At 39.8% G+C, this 16,035-nt stretch carries 10 protein-coding genes and 2 pseudogenes; 4 read left to right on the plus strand and 8 right to left on the minus strand.

What is annotated here, in order from left to right; genetic code table 11:
* Positions 1-19: 19 nt before the first annotated feature.
* Positions 20-1,171, minus strand: coding sequence for an ADC family extended-spectrum class C beta-lactamase (gene blaADC, locus MKX14_RS01335; protein WP_108011278.1), 1,152 nt, complete (start codon positions 1,169-1,171; stop codon positions 20-22).
* 150 nt (positions 1,172-1,321) lie between these two features.
* A complete protein-coding gene (gene folE, locus MKX14_RS01340; protein WP_001187844.1) occupies positions 1,322-1,870 on the minus strand; it encodes a GTP cyclohydrolase I FolE in 549 nt (182 codons plus the stop codon).
* A 260-nt stretch (positions 1,871-2,130) separates the two neighbouring features.
* Between folE and xdhA the strand changes: the two genes are divergently transcribed.
* The 3 genes and pseudogenes from xdhA (at position 2,131) to xdhC (ending at position 6,997) form a co-directional block, all read left to right on the plus strand.
* On the plus strand, positions 2,131-3,630 hold the full coding sequence (gene xdhA, locus MKX14_RS01345) for a xanthine dehydrogenase small subunit (RefSeq protein ID WP_240281571.1): 1,500 nt from the start codon (positions 2,131-2,133) through the stop codon (positions 3,628-3,630).
* Between the two features lies 1 nt (position 3,631).
* Positions 3,632-6,007: pseudogene (gene xdhB / locus MKX14_RS01350) on the plus strand (xanthine dehydrogenase molybdopterin binding subunit).
* A 6-nt stretch (positions 6,008-6,013) separates the two neighbouring features.
* Positions 6,014-6,997, plus strand: a complete 984-nt coding sequence (gene xdhC / locus MKX14_RS01355) for a xanthine dehydrogenase accessory protein XdhC (RefSeq protein WP_240281572.1) — start codon at positions 6,014-6,016, stop codon at positions 6,995-6,997.
* Between the two features lie 10 nt (positions 6,998-7,007).
* Here the strand turns inward: xdhC and MKX14_RS01360 are convergent, their stop codons facing one another.
* The 6 genes and pseudogenes from MKX14_RS01360 to MKX14_RS01385 form a co-directional block, all read right to left on the minus strand.
* Positions 7,008-7,703, minus strand: a complete 696-nt coding sequence (locus MKX14_RS01360; RefSeq protein ID WP_057077362.1) for a Smr/MutS family protein — start codon at positions 7,701-7,703, stop codon at positions 7,008-7,010.
* Between the two features lie 9 nt (positions 7,704-7,712).
* A complete protein-coding gene (gene trpC, locus MKX14_RS01365) occupies positions 7,713-8,519 on the minus strand; it encodes an indole-3-glycerol phosphate synthase TrpC (protein WP_240281573.1) in 807 nt (268 codons plus the stop codon).
* 9 nt (positions 8,520-8,528) lie between these two features.
* A complete protein-coding gene (trpD, locus tag MKX14_RS01370) occupies positions 8,529-9,578 on the minus strand; it encodes an anthranilate phosphoribosyltransferase (RefSeq protein WP_240281574.1) in 1,050 nt (349 codons plus the stop codon).
* 9 nt (positions 9,579-9,587) lie between these two features.
* Positions 9,588-10,172, minus strand: coding sequence for an anthranilate synthase component II (gene trpG / locus MKX14_RS01375; RefSeq protein WP_000925673.1), 585 nt, complete (start codon positions 10,170-10,172; stop codon positions 9,588-9,590).
* Positions 10,173-10,469: 297 nt separating this feature from the next.
* A complete protein-coding gene (locus MKX14_RS01380; protein ID WP_240281575.1) occupies positions 10,470-12,272 on the minus strand; it encodes an aminopeptidase P family protein in 1,803 nt (600 codons plus the stop codon).
* Positions 12,269-13,830, minus strand: a pseudogene (locus tag MKX14_RS01385) (peptide MFS transporter). The gene MKX14_RS01380 and the pseudogene MKX14_RS01385 overlap by 4 nt, the downstream one beginning before the upstream one ends.
* A gap of 691 nt (positions 13,831-14,521) precedes the next feature.
* Between MKX14_RS01385 and glnA the strand changes: the two are divergent.
* Positions 14,522-15,937: a type I glutamate--ammonia ligase gene (glnA, locus tag MKX14_RS01390; RefSeq protein WP_002052696.1), complete on the plus strand. Its 1,416-nt coding sequence runs from the start codon at positions 14,522-14,524 to the stop codon at positions 15,935-15,937.
* Positions 15,938-16,035 lie beyond the last annotated feature (98 nt).

The raw sequence follows: 16,035 nt of genomic DNA on the forward strand, positions 1-16,035 counted from the left end.
TTTTTGTTTTAGGGAAAAATTATTTCTTTATCGCATTTAGCACAGCATAAGCCGCCTTAATACGCTCTTCGTTTGGAATACGTTTATTGGTTAACATGACTAAGCCAATATTTTCTTTAGGAATGAACACGACATATGTTCCAAAACCATTGGTTGAACCAGTTTTGTGGAACATCTTAACTGAAGGTTCTTTTGAAATGGCAGTCACTTTATTAGGCTTCATCACAATTTGTTCTGAATTACTGTCTAATAAAGTTTGTAAAGGCGCTGGATAAGAAAATTCTTCCCAACCAAGTGCCTGATACATGGTGCCGACTTGATAGAAACCCTGATGTGTTTCATTAATTGCACGTTGAATATCTTTCGGATATTTCTGTGGGTTGAGGTTGGCATTAATAAACTTAAGCATATCGGGTAGTGTCGATTTGACGCCGTATGCTGGAGCATCTAGCGGACCAGGGTTAACTCGAATTGGCTGATTTTCTTGGTTATAGCCAAATGCATAGTTTTGCATCTGAGTTTTAGGCACATTGACATAGCTATGTTTTAAGCCAAGGTCCGGAAAAATCGTTTTTTCCAAGACCTGACTAAAAGGCTGCTTCATTGATAAACCAACTATTTCCCCAAATAGGCCAATACTTGGGTTTGAATATTGTCTATATTCACCGATTGGGTTTTTAGGTTTCCAATCTTTAAAAAAAGTTAAAACCTGTTGATCTGTTTGTACTTCATCTGGGAATTGCAAGGCGAGGTTACCACTTGTATAGGTGGCAAGTTGAAGTAAATTGACCTGATCAATTGGGGTGTTTTTTAACTCTTTCCAATATTTTCCGGGTGTGTCATTAAAAGAAATTTTTCCTTTTGTTTTTGCATATCCACCTGCTGTTGCGGTAAATAATTTACTGACTGAACCTAGTTCAAAAATGGTACTGCTATTTACGGCTTTTTTATCTTGAACGGATTGTAGGCCGTAATACGTTTCATACTTTTTATTATTTTGAATAACACCCACAGCCATACCCGGCACATCATATTTATCTAATAAAGGTTTAAAGTTTTGATCTACCAGTTTTTTAATTTCTTGTTCTTTTGATGTATTGCCCGCATAAATTGAGGTACTAAAAATAATAAGAGGGGGTAAAAGTAAGTAAGAAATTTTTTTAAATCGCATGATTAACTCTAAATCGTTTAAAAATAAAGATGCGTACTTTTATAACAAAAATCACCTAATTTAATTGTTATGTTTTATTGGTTAAGTGCTTTAAATAGATATAAAAAAAGCCCAACTTCGGCGGGCTTTTATTTTGGCAGTAAAACCAGATTAATAGCTTTCTGGTACTGCACTTAAAAATTCACGACGTGCTTCTTTGTCGGTTTTAAAATCGCCGACAAATGAAACTGTACGGGTTGTAGACTCTTGTTTACCTACACCACGCATCATCATACACATATGTGCTGAATCGATGACTACAGCAACACCGCGAGCACCAGTCACTTCTGCGACAGCTTCTGCGATTTGTTGAGTCAGATTTTCCTGAATTTGCAAACGGCGAGCAAACATCTCGGTAATTCGTGCAAATTTAGATAGGCCGAGAACTTTGCCTTCCGGTAAATAGGCAACATGAACACGACCGTAGAATGGGAGGAGATGATGTTCGCAAAGCGAATAGAATTCAATATTCTTCACCAATACCATTTCATGGTTATCTGATGGGAAAACCGCATTATTGGTGACTTCTTCTAAAGTTTTACTATAGCCAGAAGTTAAATATGAAAAAGCTTTAGCCGCACGCACAGGCGTATCTTTAAGGCCGGGACGATTAAGGTCTTCACCGACGGCAGTCAGAATGTTTGCGTACGATTGCTGCATTGACATAAGGCGTATAAATTTACTCTATTAGACAAGCTCGGCATTGTATCAGAAACATGACCTGATGTTCATAACTCGTCGCACTATATTTATCCTGTTCGGTACGCGTTGGATAAATGGTGAATAAATTTCATGTTTTTTATCGTTAATAGTCAAGTATTTGAACATGAAATGTGCGACTAATACAGTTAAGTTATAAATGATCGCCTCATGGCATCATATTTGCAAATATGCCGTACTATAGAGCATAAGGATAAAAAATGTCAGAACGTCCAATTACCTTTTTTTTTCGTGGCAGTCAGCAACAAGTAGAAAATGTATTACCCACCATGACGGTCTTACAATTTCTCCGAGAATATACCCAAACTGGTAAGACTCGTCAGACTGGTACAAAAGAGGGCTGTGCTGAGGGCGATTGTGGTGCATGTACAGTAGTGATTGGTGAGTTGATTAATGACAACCTGCAATTACGGAGCGTGAATGCCTGTATTCAGTTTTTAGCGACTTTAGATGGTAAAGCTTTATTTACAGTAGAAGATATTCATAATTTATTACCTACACAAGCTGGGACATTGCATCCTGTACAACAGGCGATGGTGGATATGCATGGCTCACAATGTGGTTTTTGCACGCCCGGTTTTATCATGTCGTTATGGGCAATGTATGAAAATGAACAACAGCCACCAAGCAAAGATAAAATCAGTGATTATCTTTCTGGAAATTTGTGCCGCTGTACGGGCTATCGCCCTATTTTAGATGCAGCACAAAAAGCTTATGACTATCCACGTGTTGTATTAGAACGCCAAAAAATAATTGATGTATTAAAAGAGATCAAAACATTACCTGCATTACATTTAAATGATCATGGTCAACAATTCTTTGCACCAAAGATTTTGCTGGATTTTGCCGCATTACGTTTGCAGTTACCGCAAGCACGGATTGTTGCAGGTAGTACAGATGTCGGTTTGTGGGTAACAAAGCAGGGCCGTGATTTAGGCGATATGCTTTATATCGGTCAGGTTGAAGAATTGAAAAATATTGTAGTTACCGACCACGCTTTAACGATTGGGGCAAATGTAAGTCTGAGTGATGCACTCATCAAAATTTCAGATTTTTATCCTGACTTTCAAGAATTACAGCGCCGTTTTGCTTCTATGCCGATTAAAAATGCTGGAACCCTAGGCGGAAATATTGCTAATGGTTCACCTATTGGTGACTCAATGCCAGCATTAATTACGCTAGGTACACGATTGATTTTGCGAGCAGGTGAACAGACTCGTGAAATTGCTTTGGAAGACTTTTATATAGATTATCAAAAAACAGCATTACAACTTGGTGAGTTTGTTGAGGCGATTGTTATTCCGCTTCGTGAAGGGCAGACGCGTTTTAAATTTGCCAGCTATAAAATTGCCAAACGTTTTGAACAAGATATTTCTGCGGTATGTGCAGCCATTTCATGTGAGCTAGATAAAGATAGTGTCGCTCACAATGTCAGAATTGCTTTTGGTGGTATGGCAGCTATTCCCAAACGTGCAAAATATGCAGAAGCCATATTGGAAGGCCAGCAAATTACAGCAGAATTGATCGTTCAGGCAAAAGAGGCTTTATCGCAAGACTATCAGCCTTTAGATGATGGACGTGCTAGCTCGGCATATCGATTACACGTCGCGAAAAACTGTTTACAGCGGTTTTATGTAGAAAAAATCCTGTCTCGGACAATCACTCGAGTAAATGACTTGATTGCTATGGTGGAGATCTGACATGAATCAAAATATTGACTTAAAGATTTCTAAAAAATCCGCTAAAGCAGGTGATTCGATTTCACACGAGAGCGCGCATTTACATGTGACGGGGCAGGCAACTTATATTGATGATTTACCCGAGCTTGAAAATACCATGCATCTAGCGGTCGGATTTTCAAATTGTGCCAAAGGCAAAATCAGTAAGTTTGATTTGGATGCCGTACGTCAGGCTGATGGTGTTTATGCAGTTTTTTCGGCAAAAGATATTGAGGTTGAAAATAATTGGGGACCAATTGTTAAAGATGACCCGATTTTTGCCGAAGATCAGGTCGAATTTTATGGACAAGCCCTGTTTGTGGTTGTTGCTGACAGTTATCAGCAAGCCCGTCAGGCAGTTCGCTTGGCGAAAATTGAGTATGTACCCGAAATTCCGATTTTAACAATTCAAGATGCGATTAAAAAAGAATCGTGGGTGTTACCGCCTGTTGAATTTAGCCACGGTGACGTTGAACAGGCATTTCAAAATGCAGCCCACCAACTTTCAGGTGCTATTGAGCTGGGTGGGCAAGAGCATTTTTACCTAGAGGGACAGATTTCCTATGCTATACCACAAGAAAATGATGGGTTAAAAGTCTATTGCTCGACACAACATCCAACCGAAATGCAGCTGCTGATTTGTCATGCACTAGGCATGAATATGCATCAGGTCAGTGTGGAAAGTCGCCGTATGGGTGGTGGTTTTGGTGGTAAAGAGTCGCAATCGGCGCAGTGGGCATGCATTGCATCTTTGGCAGCACAAAAAACAGGCCGTCCGTGTAAATTACGCTTAGATCGTGATGATGATATGAGCGCTACAGGTAAACGTCACGGTTTTGCTTATGAGTGGTCTGTGGCCTTTGATGACAGTGGTGTTCTGCAAGGCTTAAAGGTGCAACTGGCTTCAAACTGTGGTTTTTCGGCTGATTTATCTGGGCCAGTAAATGAACGAGCAATTTGCCATATTGGCAACGCTTATTATTTAAATGCAGTTGAGCTACGTAACTTACGTTGTAAAACCAATACTGTTTCTAATACAGCATACCGTGGTTTTGGTGGACCACAAGGTATGTTTGTCATTGAAAATATTATTGATGATATTGCTCGTTATTTAGGTTGTGACCCAGTTGAAATTCGTCAACGTAATTTCTTTGCCGAACAGCCGGGTGCTGGACGTGATCGCATGCATTATGGGGCAGAAGTTCGTGATAATGTTGCTCCTCGACTGGTGGCCGAATTATTGCAAGGTAGCGATTACGCGAAACGTAAACAGAGCATTCATGCCTTTAATCAGAGCAATAACATCATTAAGCGTGGTATTGCGTTAACCCCATTAATGTTTGGTATTTCGTTTAACGCCGTGCATTACAATCAGGCAGGTGCACTAGTCTATGTGTACATGGATGGCACTGTTGCGATTACGCACGGTGGTACAGAAATGGGATAGGGGTTATATACCAAAGTACGGCAGGTTGCTGCACATGAGTTGGGTTTACCCATCGATAGTGTTCGTTTAATTGCAACAGACACTTCTCGGGTGCCAAATACTTCGGCAACTGCAGCATCGAGTGGAGCAGATCTAAACGGTAAAGCTGTTCAAAATGCTTGTATTAAGATTCGTGAGCGTCTGGCAAAACTTGCAGCAGACATAAGTGATAGTGACGCAGAGCAAGTCCAGTTTGAAGATAGTATGGTTTCAACAGCGAATGGCCATTCATGGACATTTCCTGACTTGGTTCAACGAGCATATATGGCACGTGTGCAATTATGGGACAGTGGTTTTTATAAAACGCCAGAAATTCACTATGATCAGGTCAACCATTTAGGGCATCCATTTTTCTACTATGCTTATGGCGCAGCGGTCAGCGAGGTCGCAATAGATACGCTAACTGGGGAAATGAAAGTATTACGTGCCGATATTTTGCATGATGTCGGGCAGTCAATTAACCCAGCAATTGATATTGGGCAAATTGAAGGTGGTTTTGTACAAGGGATGGGATGGCTCACGACAGAAGAGTTGTATTGGCAGCCGCAGGGGCCACACATAGGCCGTTTGTTTACCCATGCACCTTCAACTTACAAAATCCCGACCAGTGTAGATATTCCTCATATTTTTAATGTCAAATTGTTTAATAATCAAAATCAGGCAGACACCATCTACCGCTCCAAAGCAGTAGGTGAACCTCCATTTATGCTGGCATTATCTGTTTTCTCGGCAATTCGTCAGGCGGTACAGGCAGCTATTCCAGAAAATGCACCGCTCGTACTCAATGCTCCAGCAACTGCCGAAGAAATTTTACGTGCAATTGCTATTGGACGGGGACAAGCTTTGGCTGACCGACCACAAGCTAAAATGTAGAAGATTATGCAACATTTACAATGGTGGACTGATTTTGTAGCGTGGCAAGTCGATGCTCTGCCTATGGTATTGGTCACAGTAGTCCGCGCTGATGGTTCTACACCGCGAGAGGTTGGTGCAACCATGTTGTTGCGGTTTAATTTGCAACAGCAATGGCAGCAGTCAGATACGATCGGCGGTGGGCATTTAGAGTTTCAGGCGATTGATATTGCTAAAGCAATGTTAAGTGAAACGGGAACTTGTGTGAGGCGTATTGAACGTTTTAACCTTAGTGCTCGGTTGGGGCAGTGTTGTGGCGGAGTGATATGGTTATTGTTTGAAAAAATATCACCCGCTACGGTCACATCGGATTTATCCGTGAGTTTGCAAGCATGGCGAGCTGGAAGGCATATATGGCGTACCGTCTCACATCAATATGCATCCACTTGGCAGATTGTGGATATAGAACAACAGCCGAATTTCGAGTTTCATTCTACAAGTCGTGAAGAATGGCAATTTAGCCAGCAGATTCAGCCTTATGCTATGCAAGTGCTGATTTGTGGCGCCGGGCATGTGGGTGAAGCAATTGTTCGTTGTTTATTGCCTATAGGTGTCATGGTGAAATGGATTGATCCGCGTGATGATATTTTCCCATCCGATTTATTGGAACAGACGCACTGTATAACAACTGATACCTTAGACGCCGAGATTGAGCATTTTGACCGTTCAGGTGCAGTTTTAATTTTAACGCACGATCATCAACTAGATTTGCAACTGTGTTTTACAGCCTTAAAACCTACGGCAAAACCATTTGCTTATGTTGGGATGATTGGCTCAAAAAGTAAAAGGGCCATTTTTGAAAAACGTATGCAGGTGCGAGGTTATACTCAGGAAACTTTACAACGTTTGGTTTGCCCGATCGGGGTAGAAGGAATTTCATCGAAACAACCTGCAATGATTGCCATTGCAGTAGTTGCTCAATTATTGCAGGTGTTTGATGTAAAAAAATGATCCCAAAGGATCATTTTTTTTGTTCGAACTTAGGATTTTTTTCTGCACGTTTAAGCAGTACGAGAACGGCACCTGTACCACCTTGATTTTCAGGGGCACTTACAAAGGCCAAAACATCACGATGCTGACGTAACCATCCGTTGACATAGGTTTTTAAGACCGCTTCTGGGCCTTTACCATGCACAATTTTAATGACATTTTGATTTTCATCTTTTGCCATCTGAATAATTTGTAAAACTGCGTCACGTGCTTGTTCAATGGTACAGCCGTGTAAATCTACAGCTTCAAACCAGCGCATCTTGCCTGCTTTTAAGTCTTCAAAAACCTTATGTTGCAGAGTCGCGATGCGATAGCTTAACGTTGCTTGGCTTGCGACCGGATTTAAAGCAGCTTGCGTATCTGATAACTCGGCATGTTCGGTGTCACGACCACCTTCGGCAGCTGCACGTTTCGCTAGCGTTTGTGCGTCGACTTTTCTGGCACGAGGTGTTTTTACATCGGCAATATTGCTATTGTTGATGCGTTTTACACCTGCAACAGCCTGTTGAAACAGATGGGTATCTTCCAATTCTTCAGACTCAGCCTGAGATTTTTTAGTCTCAGGCTGATTTGTGATTTTGCTTGAATGAGGATTGGAGATTTGCTTTTTAAATTGCTTCAATAACTTCTGTTGCTCTTTAGAAAGCGATGAATCTTTATTACTCATATATCTTCATTAAACCGTTTGAGGTTGTCCAAAAAGGGCAGTAAAAGCTTGATCTGGACGAGGTTGTTTCATAAAACTTTCGCCCACCAAGAAGCTGTGAATATCATGCTCTTGCATCATATGTACATCATCTGGTGTCGCAATACCGCTTTCAGTAATTAATAAACGTGAGGCCGGAAGTAATTTTTTCAAACGGATAGACGTATTTAAATCCACATCAAACGTTTTTAAATTACGGTTATTCACACCTAATAAACATTGCTCAGAAAGCTTTAAAGCGCGTTCCATTTCTTCTTCGTCATGAACTTCAACTAATACATCGAGTTGATGTTCAAACGCAGTTTTTGACATTTCTTCGAGTTGCTGGTCAGATAAACAAGCGACAATTAATAAAATACAGTCAGCATGCAAAGCGCGAGCTTCAACTACATTATATGGATCGATCAGAAAGTCTTTACGTAAAGCAGGTAGGGCACAATGATTGCGAGCAATCGCAATATTTTCATCTGCTCCCTGAAAGAAATCAACATCAGTTAAAACAGACAAACACGCAGCTCCAGCTTGTTCATATTGCTGGGCAATTTCAGCAGGATTAAAGTCTGCGCGAATAACTCCTTTTGATGGAGATGCTTTTTTAATTTCAGCAATCACACCCGGACGTTTATTTTGTAAAGCATTTGCAAAGCCACGTACTGGAGTCGCAGCTTTTGCTAGTTCTTCAACATCTTGCAAATTACGTTGTTTTAAACGCGCAGCAAGTTCCTCATGTTTACGGTCAACAATTTTACCTAAAATGGTATTTTGAATATTAATCATGAGAAATCCTTAATCTGCCTGAGATTGCTTTAATGTTTTGGTAAATTCAGCCAAAACACTCATTTTTTCTAAAGCCTGTCCGCCGTAAATAATATCTTGAGCGAAGGTAACAGCCTGAGCATAAGTTTTGGTAATACCTGACACATAAATACCAGCACCCGCATTAAGCGCAATCATATTTGCTGCTTTTTCACCAATATCAGTTTTATTTTTACCCAATGCATCTTTAATCAGCTTTAAGCTTGCTGCGGCATCCGCAACCACTAAACCGTTTAAAGTTTGTGACTCAATCCCGACATCTTCAGGGGTAAGTGTCCATTCAGTAATTTCACCGTCTTTTAGTTCAGCGACAGTTGTAGGAGCTGCAAGGCTGATTTCATCAAGCCCATCTCTTGAATGAACCACCATCACATGTTCAGCACCAAGTTGCTTCATCACTTCGGCAATTGGACGGCAAAGTTCATCTGAAAATACGCCAATCACAAAGCGTTTTACGCCGGCCGGATTCGTAAGCGGGCCGAGTAAATTGAAAATGCTACGAACACCAAGCTCACGACGTGGTCCAACAGCATATTTCATTGCTTTGTGGTGGTTTGGAGCAAATAAAAACCCTACACCCATCTCACGGATGCAGCGTTCAGTTTGTTGCATGTCTAGATCAAGATTAATACCAGCTTGCTCAAGTAAGTCAGATGAACCTGATTTGCTTGAAACGCCACGGTTACCATGTTTGGCAATGGTTGCACCTGCCGCCGCAATTACAAAGCTTGAAGCGGTAGAGACATTAAATAAGTTTTGACCATCGCCACCCGTGCCGACAATATCAACTAAATATTTGATATCACTGACATCAATTTTGATGGCAAATTCACGCATGACACGCGCAGCAGCAGTAATTTCGTCAATACTTTCGCCTTTCATGCGAAGGCCCATCATCAAAGCACCAATTTGTGCTTCGGTTGCCTCACCCTGCATGATGCTACGCATAATGTCTTCCATTTGCGGCTGAGTCAGGTGAATATTTTTTGTTATATGGTTAAGTGCTTGTTGAATATTCATAGGGATCACTTATGCATAAATATCTAAAAAGTTTTTAAAGATTTGATGGCCATGTTGACTCAAGATTGATTCAGGATGGAACTGCACGCCTTCAACAGGCAATGTCTTATGTTTAACACCCATGATTTCTTCCATTGAGCCATCTGCTTCATTGGTCCAGCACGTTACTTCAAGACAGTCAGGTAGTGTTTCTTGATCAATGACTAATGAATGATAACGAGTCGCCGAGAATGGGCTAGGAAGATTACTGAAAATACCCTTATTGCTATGGTACATATCAGATAAACGTCCATGCATCACCGTTTTGGCTCTTACAATTTTTCCGCCAAAAGCTTGCCCAATACTTTGATGCCCTAAACACACGCCAAGCAAAGGAATTTTTCCGGCAAAATGATTAATTGCAGGAATTGAAATACCAGCTTCACTTGGGGAGCAAGGACCAGGACCAATAACCAGATATTTAGGTTGCCATCGTTCAATATCCTCTAATGTGACTTGATCATTGCGAACTACTTTTACTTCCTGATTCAACTCGCCAAAATACTGGACGATGTTGTAGGTAAAAGAGTCGTAATTGTCGATCATTAGAAGCATGATGAACTTAACCTCATGATAATTAAAATATATTTAATAAGTGACTAAAATAGTTACCCATATTGATACCCGTTTTCAGAAAAGGCTTCTTAGGTTTTAAAATAAGAAGCCGCTTTCTAATGGGCTAATATAGCAAAAAAAGAAGTAACCAGTTTAACTATTTCATTCGTTAGAAATTTGCAGAAAAAAAGGTTTTAAGAAGTGAGCCTTTTGAAATTATAGATAAGTACCAATAAGGCAGAATAAGCTTCTATTGTAAATAAAAAACTATTCTGCCTTACTTAATTAAAAAGAAGATTAAATCTTACGTGTGCTATAAATCAGCCAATCTAAAACATCGCCCGATAAGTGCTCAGCGAGTCTTTCTTGGACAGTTTGATGATAACCATTTAACCAGTCTTTCTCTTCATTCGTTAGCAGATCAACAACGATACAATCTAAATGAATCGGGCAAAGCGTCAGCGTTTCAAACTCCAAAAATTCACCGTAAGTTTTTTCAAATCCAGAGTGAAGTTTGTTTGCAACCAGATTTTCAATGCGAATACCATATTGTCCCTCATGGTATAAGCCCGGCTCGTTAGAAATAATCATTCCCGCGCGTAGTTTGCTATGGGCATGTATTGGTGCGTAATAAGAAAGTACTTGCGGTCCTTCGTGTACGTTAAGCGCAAAGCCTACGCCGTGGCCTGTTCCATGGCGATAATCTAAACCATGTTGCCATAAAGTATGACGACAAATTGAATCGAGTAGTGGTGCAGCTAAACCTTCCGGATAAATCGTTTTTGCCAAAGCAATGTGACATTTTAAAACCAATGTATAGTCACGTTTTTGTTGCCCTGTTGGCGTGCCTACAGGAACAACACGAGTAATATCCGTTGTTCCATCTACATATTGACCACCTGAGTCAATCAGCAATAGACCATCGCCTTCGATAAGTGAATAGTGCTCTTCAGTTGCACGGTAGTGGGGTAGAGCACCATTAGCATTAAAGCCAGCAATCGTTGAAAAACTTGGCCCTATAAAATCCTCTTGCTCAGCGCGGAAGGCTGTAATTTTCTCATCAATAGTCAACTCTGAAATGCTTTTTCCCTGATGAAGTACTTTTTCTAACCAGTGGAAGAAATGGCAAAGCGCGACTCCATCTTTCACCATGGCATGACGGATATGAGCTATTTCACTTTCATGCTTACGCGATTTAAAAAGTGTACTAGGGTTGATGTCGTAGACAACCCGAATATCTTTTGCGATAGCTTGCTCATGAAAAATCGATACTTTGGCGGGATCTAACAGCATAGATGCATTAGAAATATTTGCTAAAAACTGAGCTGAATCTTGATAGTCACGAATCTCAATGCCATCAGCTTTGAAAGCTTGTTGAATAGTTGAATCAACTTTAATGCTATCAATGAATAGAACAGCCTGTTGAGCACTGATATACAAATGTGAAAGGAATACAGGGTTATACTCTACATCTTGTCCACGTGCATTTAGGACCCATGCAATATCATCTAAAGATGAAATAAAATGACCTGCAATATTCTTGTTAGCTAAGCTCTCGCGAATTGCCTGAATTTTTTCTTTACGAGAGAGGGCATTTAATCCTTCAGGCATCAAATGGATTTTTTCTGAGGGAAGTTCTGGACGGTCTAACCAAATCTCTCCAACTAAATCTTGCTGGGTTTCAATTTTATAGTGATTAAGTCGTGCAGTATGTTCGAGCGCCTTAAATTGTTGAATGGATAATGTTTGGCCATTTACTGAAATGACCGAACCAGTTGGTAGATTTTTCTCAATCCACGCGAGATGTGTAGAAGTTTCATCACTGGTCAGCTTTTGTAATTGAAAGCCAGTTCCAGCGAGTTGTTGTTCGGCTTGCACCCAATAGCGGCCATCTGCCCACAGTCCTGCAAAGTTTTGAGTCACAACTAAGGTGCCAACAGAGCCACTAAAACCGCTTAACCACTGCCTTGCTTTCCAGTAGTCAGGTAAATACTCTGACATATGTGGATCTGCACTCATTACAACCAAAGCATCAACGTGTTGAGTGGCCATGAGTTCACGAAGTTTTGCTAGTTTTTCTGGAACAGTTAAGTCGGTCATATTGTTTCCAAATTGGGTTGAACTTTGCTGGTACTTTTGTTCATTAATTTATTCAGGGGGTTCTTTAGTAAAAATAACACGATTGCGCCAATAACCAACGCCAATACGCAGCGCATAAATAAACTAGGTAAATGTTCGATCGCATCTGCTGAAACTTGTCCGCCAATTAGACCTGCCATGAGATTACCTAAAGCAGTACCTGTAAACCATAGTCCCATAATTTGCCCACGAATTACATTTGGTGCAAGTTTGGTCATGGTCGATAAACCAATTGGACTTAGGCAGAGTTCTCCTAGTGTAAGTAAAAATAAACTGCCTACAATCCAAAACGGCGAAACCAAGCCATCACTAATCGCAAAACGGCTAGCAAACGACATTACTAAAAATCCGCCTGCCGCGAGTAAAAGCGCAATAATAAATTTTGAAATGTAATTGGGGTCTTTATTTGATTTGCCTAGTTTTGCCCACAACCATGCGGCAATTGGAGCAAAAATAATGATAAAAAAGGCATTAATAGACTGGAACCATACGGTTGGAATTTCAAAGCCTAAAACATGGCGGTTTGTATAGTCCTGAGCAAATAAATTAAAAGATGTTGGCTTTTGTTCAAAAGCAGACCAAAAAAGAGCGGAAGTGATCAATAGCACAAAACAAATAATAATTTTAAATTTGTCGTTTTGATCTAAATTAAGGAAAAGCAATAAATAAGCAAAGTAAGCAATAATTCCGAGGCCAATTCCTACGGTTAAGTAGGTTGCTACCACGACTGGGTTAATGTGGATGATGCCAAATAAAGTTAATGCAATAATCATTGCAACTACGAATAAAAAGCTAAATACAATTTTGGGTGCATTTTTATTATCTACAACAGGTTTATTACATGTGTTGGTTTCCTGACGTAACTCATTAAAAGTTTGAAGTTGCGGGAGTGCAAAAAAGCGGAAAATTAATAAAGCAATTAACATCCCAATGCCACCAATACCAAAGCCTAAATGCCAGCCATGATTTTGTACCAACAATCCCGTTATGAGTGGGGCAATAAAAGACCCCATGTTAATTCCCATATAAAAGATGGAAAAACCTGCATCACGCCTTGCATCATGGGTTTTATACAGCGTACCTACAATTACTGAAATACAGGTTTTAAATAATCCGGTACCTAAAACAATCAATACTAAACCTAAGTAAAAGAAAGACTGATTAAATAGAGAGCTAAGGGCAATTGATAAATGACCTAAGGCAATAATAATTGATCCATACCAGACAGCACGTGCTTGCCCTAACCAGTTATCTGCAACCCATCCGCCAAAGACGGTCATTAAATACATAGAACCTGCAAATAACCCAACAATAGCGGCAGCTGTTGGTCGATCAAGTGCTAAGCCACCCTCATTGATCATGGCAATCATGTAGAGAATAAGTAAAGGCTGGATACCATAATAAGAAAACCTTTCCCAAAGCTCTGTAAAAAATAGGCCTTGTAACGGCCGAGGATGACCAAAAAATGCTTTATCTGGCTGATCAAGTTCATCTTTCATTATTCAAATCCTTGAATTATTTCTGTTTTTATAAACATAACTTTTGGTTTGATTGTTTATAACTAAAATTTATGTTTTATTTTTTAGTTATTTTTAATAATAAAAGCAAATTTACCTTGTATAAAAAAAGTGAATGAAAAAGAACATGAATAGTGAAATTTATTTTTTAAATTCGTAAACCTAGAATTTACTTTGATAATTTAGCTAACCTAAGACGTATTTATTATCAGTTTATTTAAAGCAATTCATAAAAATGCAAACTATTTGATAGATTGTAAACAGGAGTAATAAACTTAATTCATCAGATAAAGTAATTGGCTGCCATCAACAAAAGTGAGTTAGAAGAATTGCTTTGAAAGATGTGAATATTTTTAATTTGATAAGAATTTCAGCCATTATATATAAGAAAGTATTATGATCATGATGTATTGTTAGAAATTGATGCAATGGATTATATCAGCGCAACAATTTTGCACTAAATTAGGGCAATAATGATCTATTTAAATATGCCATAATTTGAAAATGTCTGAATATGGTGCATTTAACTATGCAAACAGTATAATGGGTTCAAGACAAGGGTCCTAAATCATGAATACTTATAAGCAATTCAATGTTTTAGGTAAGTCTTATAAAGTTGGTATGAGAATTGCTTAATAAATACCAGCAACTAACACGCACTCAACAAGTGCAACAAAATTTCATTGGAGCAAAATGAGCATGGCGAACAAGGTCCTTCAACTCATACAAGAAAGTGGCGCAAAATGGGTCGATTTTCGCTTTACTGATACTAAGGGTAAAGAACAGCACGTAACTTACCCAGCTGATTCTATTGATGAAGATACTTTTGAAGACGGTAAAATGTTTGATGGTTCTTCAATCGCTGGTTGGAAAGGCATTGAAGCATCTGACATGATTTTACGTCCAGATGCGGAAACTGGTTTTATCGACCCGTTCTTTGCTGAGCCAACTGTAGTTGTGACTTGTGACGTTATTGAACCTTCAACTGGTCAAGGTTATGAGCGTGACCCACGTTCGATTGCTCGCCGTGCAGAAGAATACTTAAAATCTACAGGTATCGGTGATACTGCATTCTTTGGTCCAGAACCAGAATTCTTTGTATTTGACGAAGTGAAATGGGACATCGATATGTCTGGCGCTCGTCATACATTAATCGCTGAAGAAGCTGCTTGGTCTACTGGTAAAGACTACGAGTCTGGTAACTCTGGTCACCGTCCACGTGTTAAAGGTGGTTACTTCCCAGTTCCTCCAGTTGATTCTTCACAAGATATGCGTGCAGAAATGTGTGCAAAAATCGAAGACATCATGGGCCCAGGTCGTGTAGAAGTACATCACCACGAAGTTGCTTCTTGCCAGTTAGAAATTGGTGTGAGCTTCAATACACTTGTACGTAAAGCTGACGAAGTTCAACAGTTCAAATATGCTGTTTGGAATGTTGCACATCAATATGCAAAAACAGCTACGTTTATGCCTAAACCAATGGTAGGCGATAACGGTTCTGGTATGCACGTTCACATGTCTATCTCTAAAGATGGCAAGAACTTGTTTGCTGGTGATGAATATGCAGGCCTTTCAGAAATGGCATTGTATTTCATCGGTGGTATCATCAAGCACGCTCGTGCATTGAATGCAATCACAAACCCATCTACAAACTCATACAAGCGTTTGGTTCCTCACTTCGAAGCACCAATTATGCTTGCTTACTCAGCACGTAACCGTTCTGCTTCTATCCGTATTCCATACGTTTCTAGCCCTAAAGGTAAGCGTATCGAAGCTCGTTTCCCAGACCCAATGATGAACCCGTACTTAGGTTTCGCTGCATTGTTAATGGCTGGTATCGACGGTATCCAAAACAAGATCCATCCGGGCGAAGCTGCTGATAAGAACTTGTATGATCTTCCTCCAGAAGAAGAAGCAAAAATCCCAACAGTTGCTCATAGCTTAGATATGGCTCTTGAAGCACTTCAAGCAGATCACGAATTCTTGTTAAAAGGCGGCGTGTTCACTAAAGAAATGCTTGATGCATACATCGAACTTAAAACTGAAGATGTACGTCGTCTTAATACGACTACTCACCCAGTTGAATTCGATATGTACTACAGCTTGTAATACATATTTTGTAAAAAAGCCTGCATATGCAGGCTTTTTTATTGCTTGGAATGTTGATTGAATTCTCTACGTTTTTTATCAAAAAATTGGAGTAAACT

The organism is Acinetobacter pittii (assembly GCF_022449185.1).
Classification (GTDB): domain Bacteria; phylum Pseudomonadota; class Gammaproteobacteria; order Pseudomonadales; family Moraxellaceae; genus Acinetobacter; species Acinetobacter pittii_I.

What these genes read in the sequence shown, in the direction of transcription:
- MKX14_RS01360 (WP_057077362.1), bottom strand. Translation starts at nt 7,703, where the DNA reads ATGAGTAATAAAGATTCATCGCTTTCTAAAGAGCAACAGAAGTTATTG.
- trpG (WP_000925673.1), bottom strand. Translation starts at nt 10,172, where the DNA reads ATGCTTCTAATGATCGACAATTACGACTCTTTTACCTACAACATCGTC.
- MKX14_RS01380 (WP_240281575.1), bottom strand. Translation starts at nt 12,272, where the DNA reads ATGACCGACTTAACTGTTCCAGAAAAACTAGCAAAACTTCGTGAACTC.
- folE (WP_001187844.1), bottom strand. Translation starts at nt 1,870, where the DNA reads ATGCAGCAATCGTACGCAAACATTCTGACTGCCGTCGGTGAAGACCTT.
- trpC (WP_240281573.1), bottom strand. Translation starts at nt 8,519, where the DNA reads ATGATTAATATTCAAAATACCATTTTAGGTAAAATTGTTGACCGTAAA.
- blaADC (WP_108011278.1), bottom strand. Translation starts at nt 1,171, where the DNA reads ATGCGATTTAAAAAAATTTCTTACTTACTTTTACCCCCTCTTATTATT.
- trpD (WP_240281574.1), bottom strand. Translation starts at nt 9,578, where the DNA reads ATGAATATTCAACAAGCACTTAACCATATAACAAAAAATATTCACCTG.
- xdhC (WP_240281572.1), top strand. Translation starts at nt 6,014, where the DNA reads ATGCAACATTTACAATGGTGGACTGATTTTGTAGCGTGGCAAGTCGAT.
- xdhA (WP_240281571.1), top strand. Translation starts at nt 2,131, where the DNA reads ATGTCAGAACGTCCAATTACCTTTTTTTTTCGTGGCAGTCAGCAACAA.
- glnA (WP_002052696.1), top strand. Translation starts at nt 14,522, where the DNA reads ATGAGCATGGCGAACAAGGTCCTTCAACTCATACAAGAAAGTGGCGCA.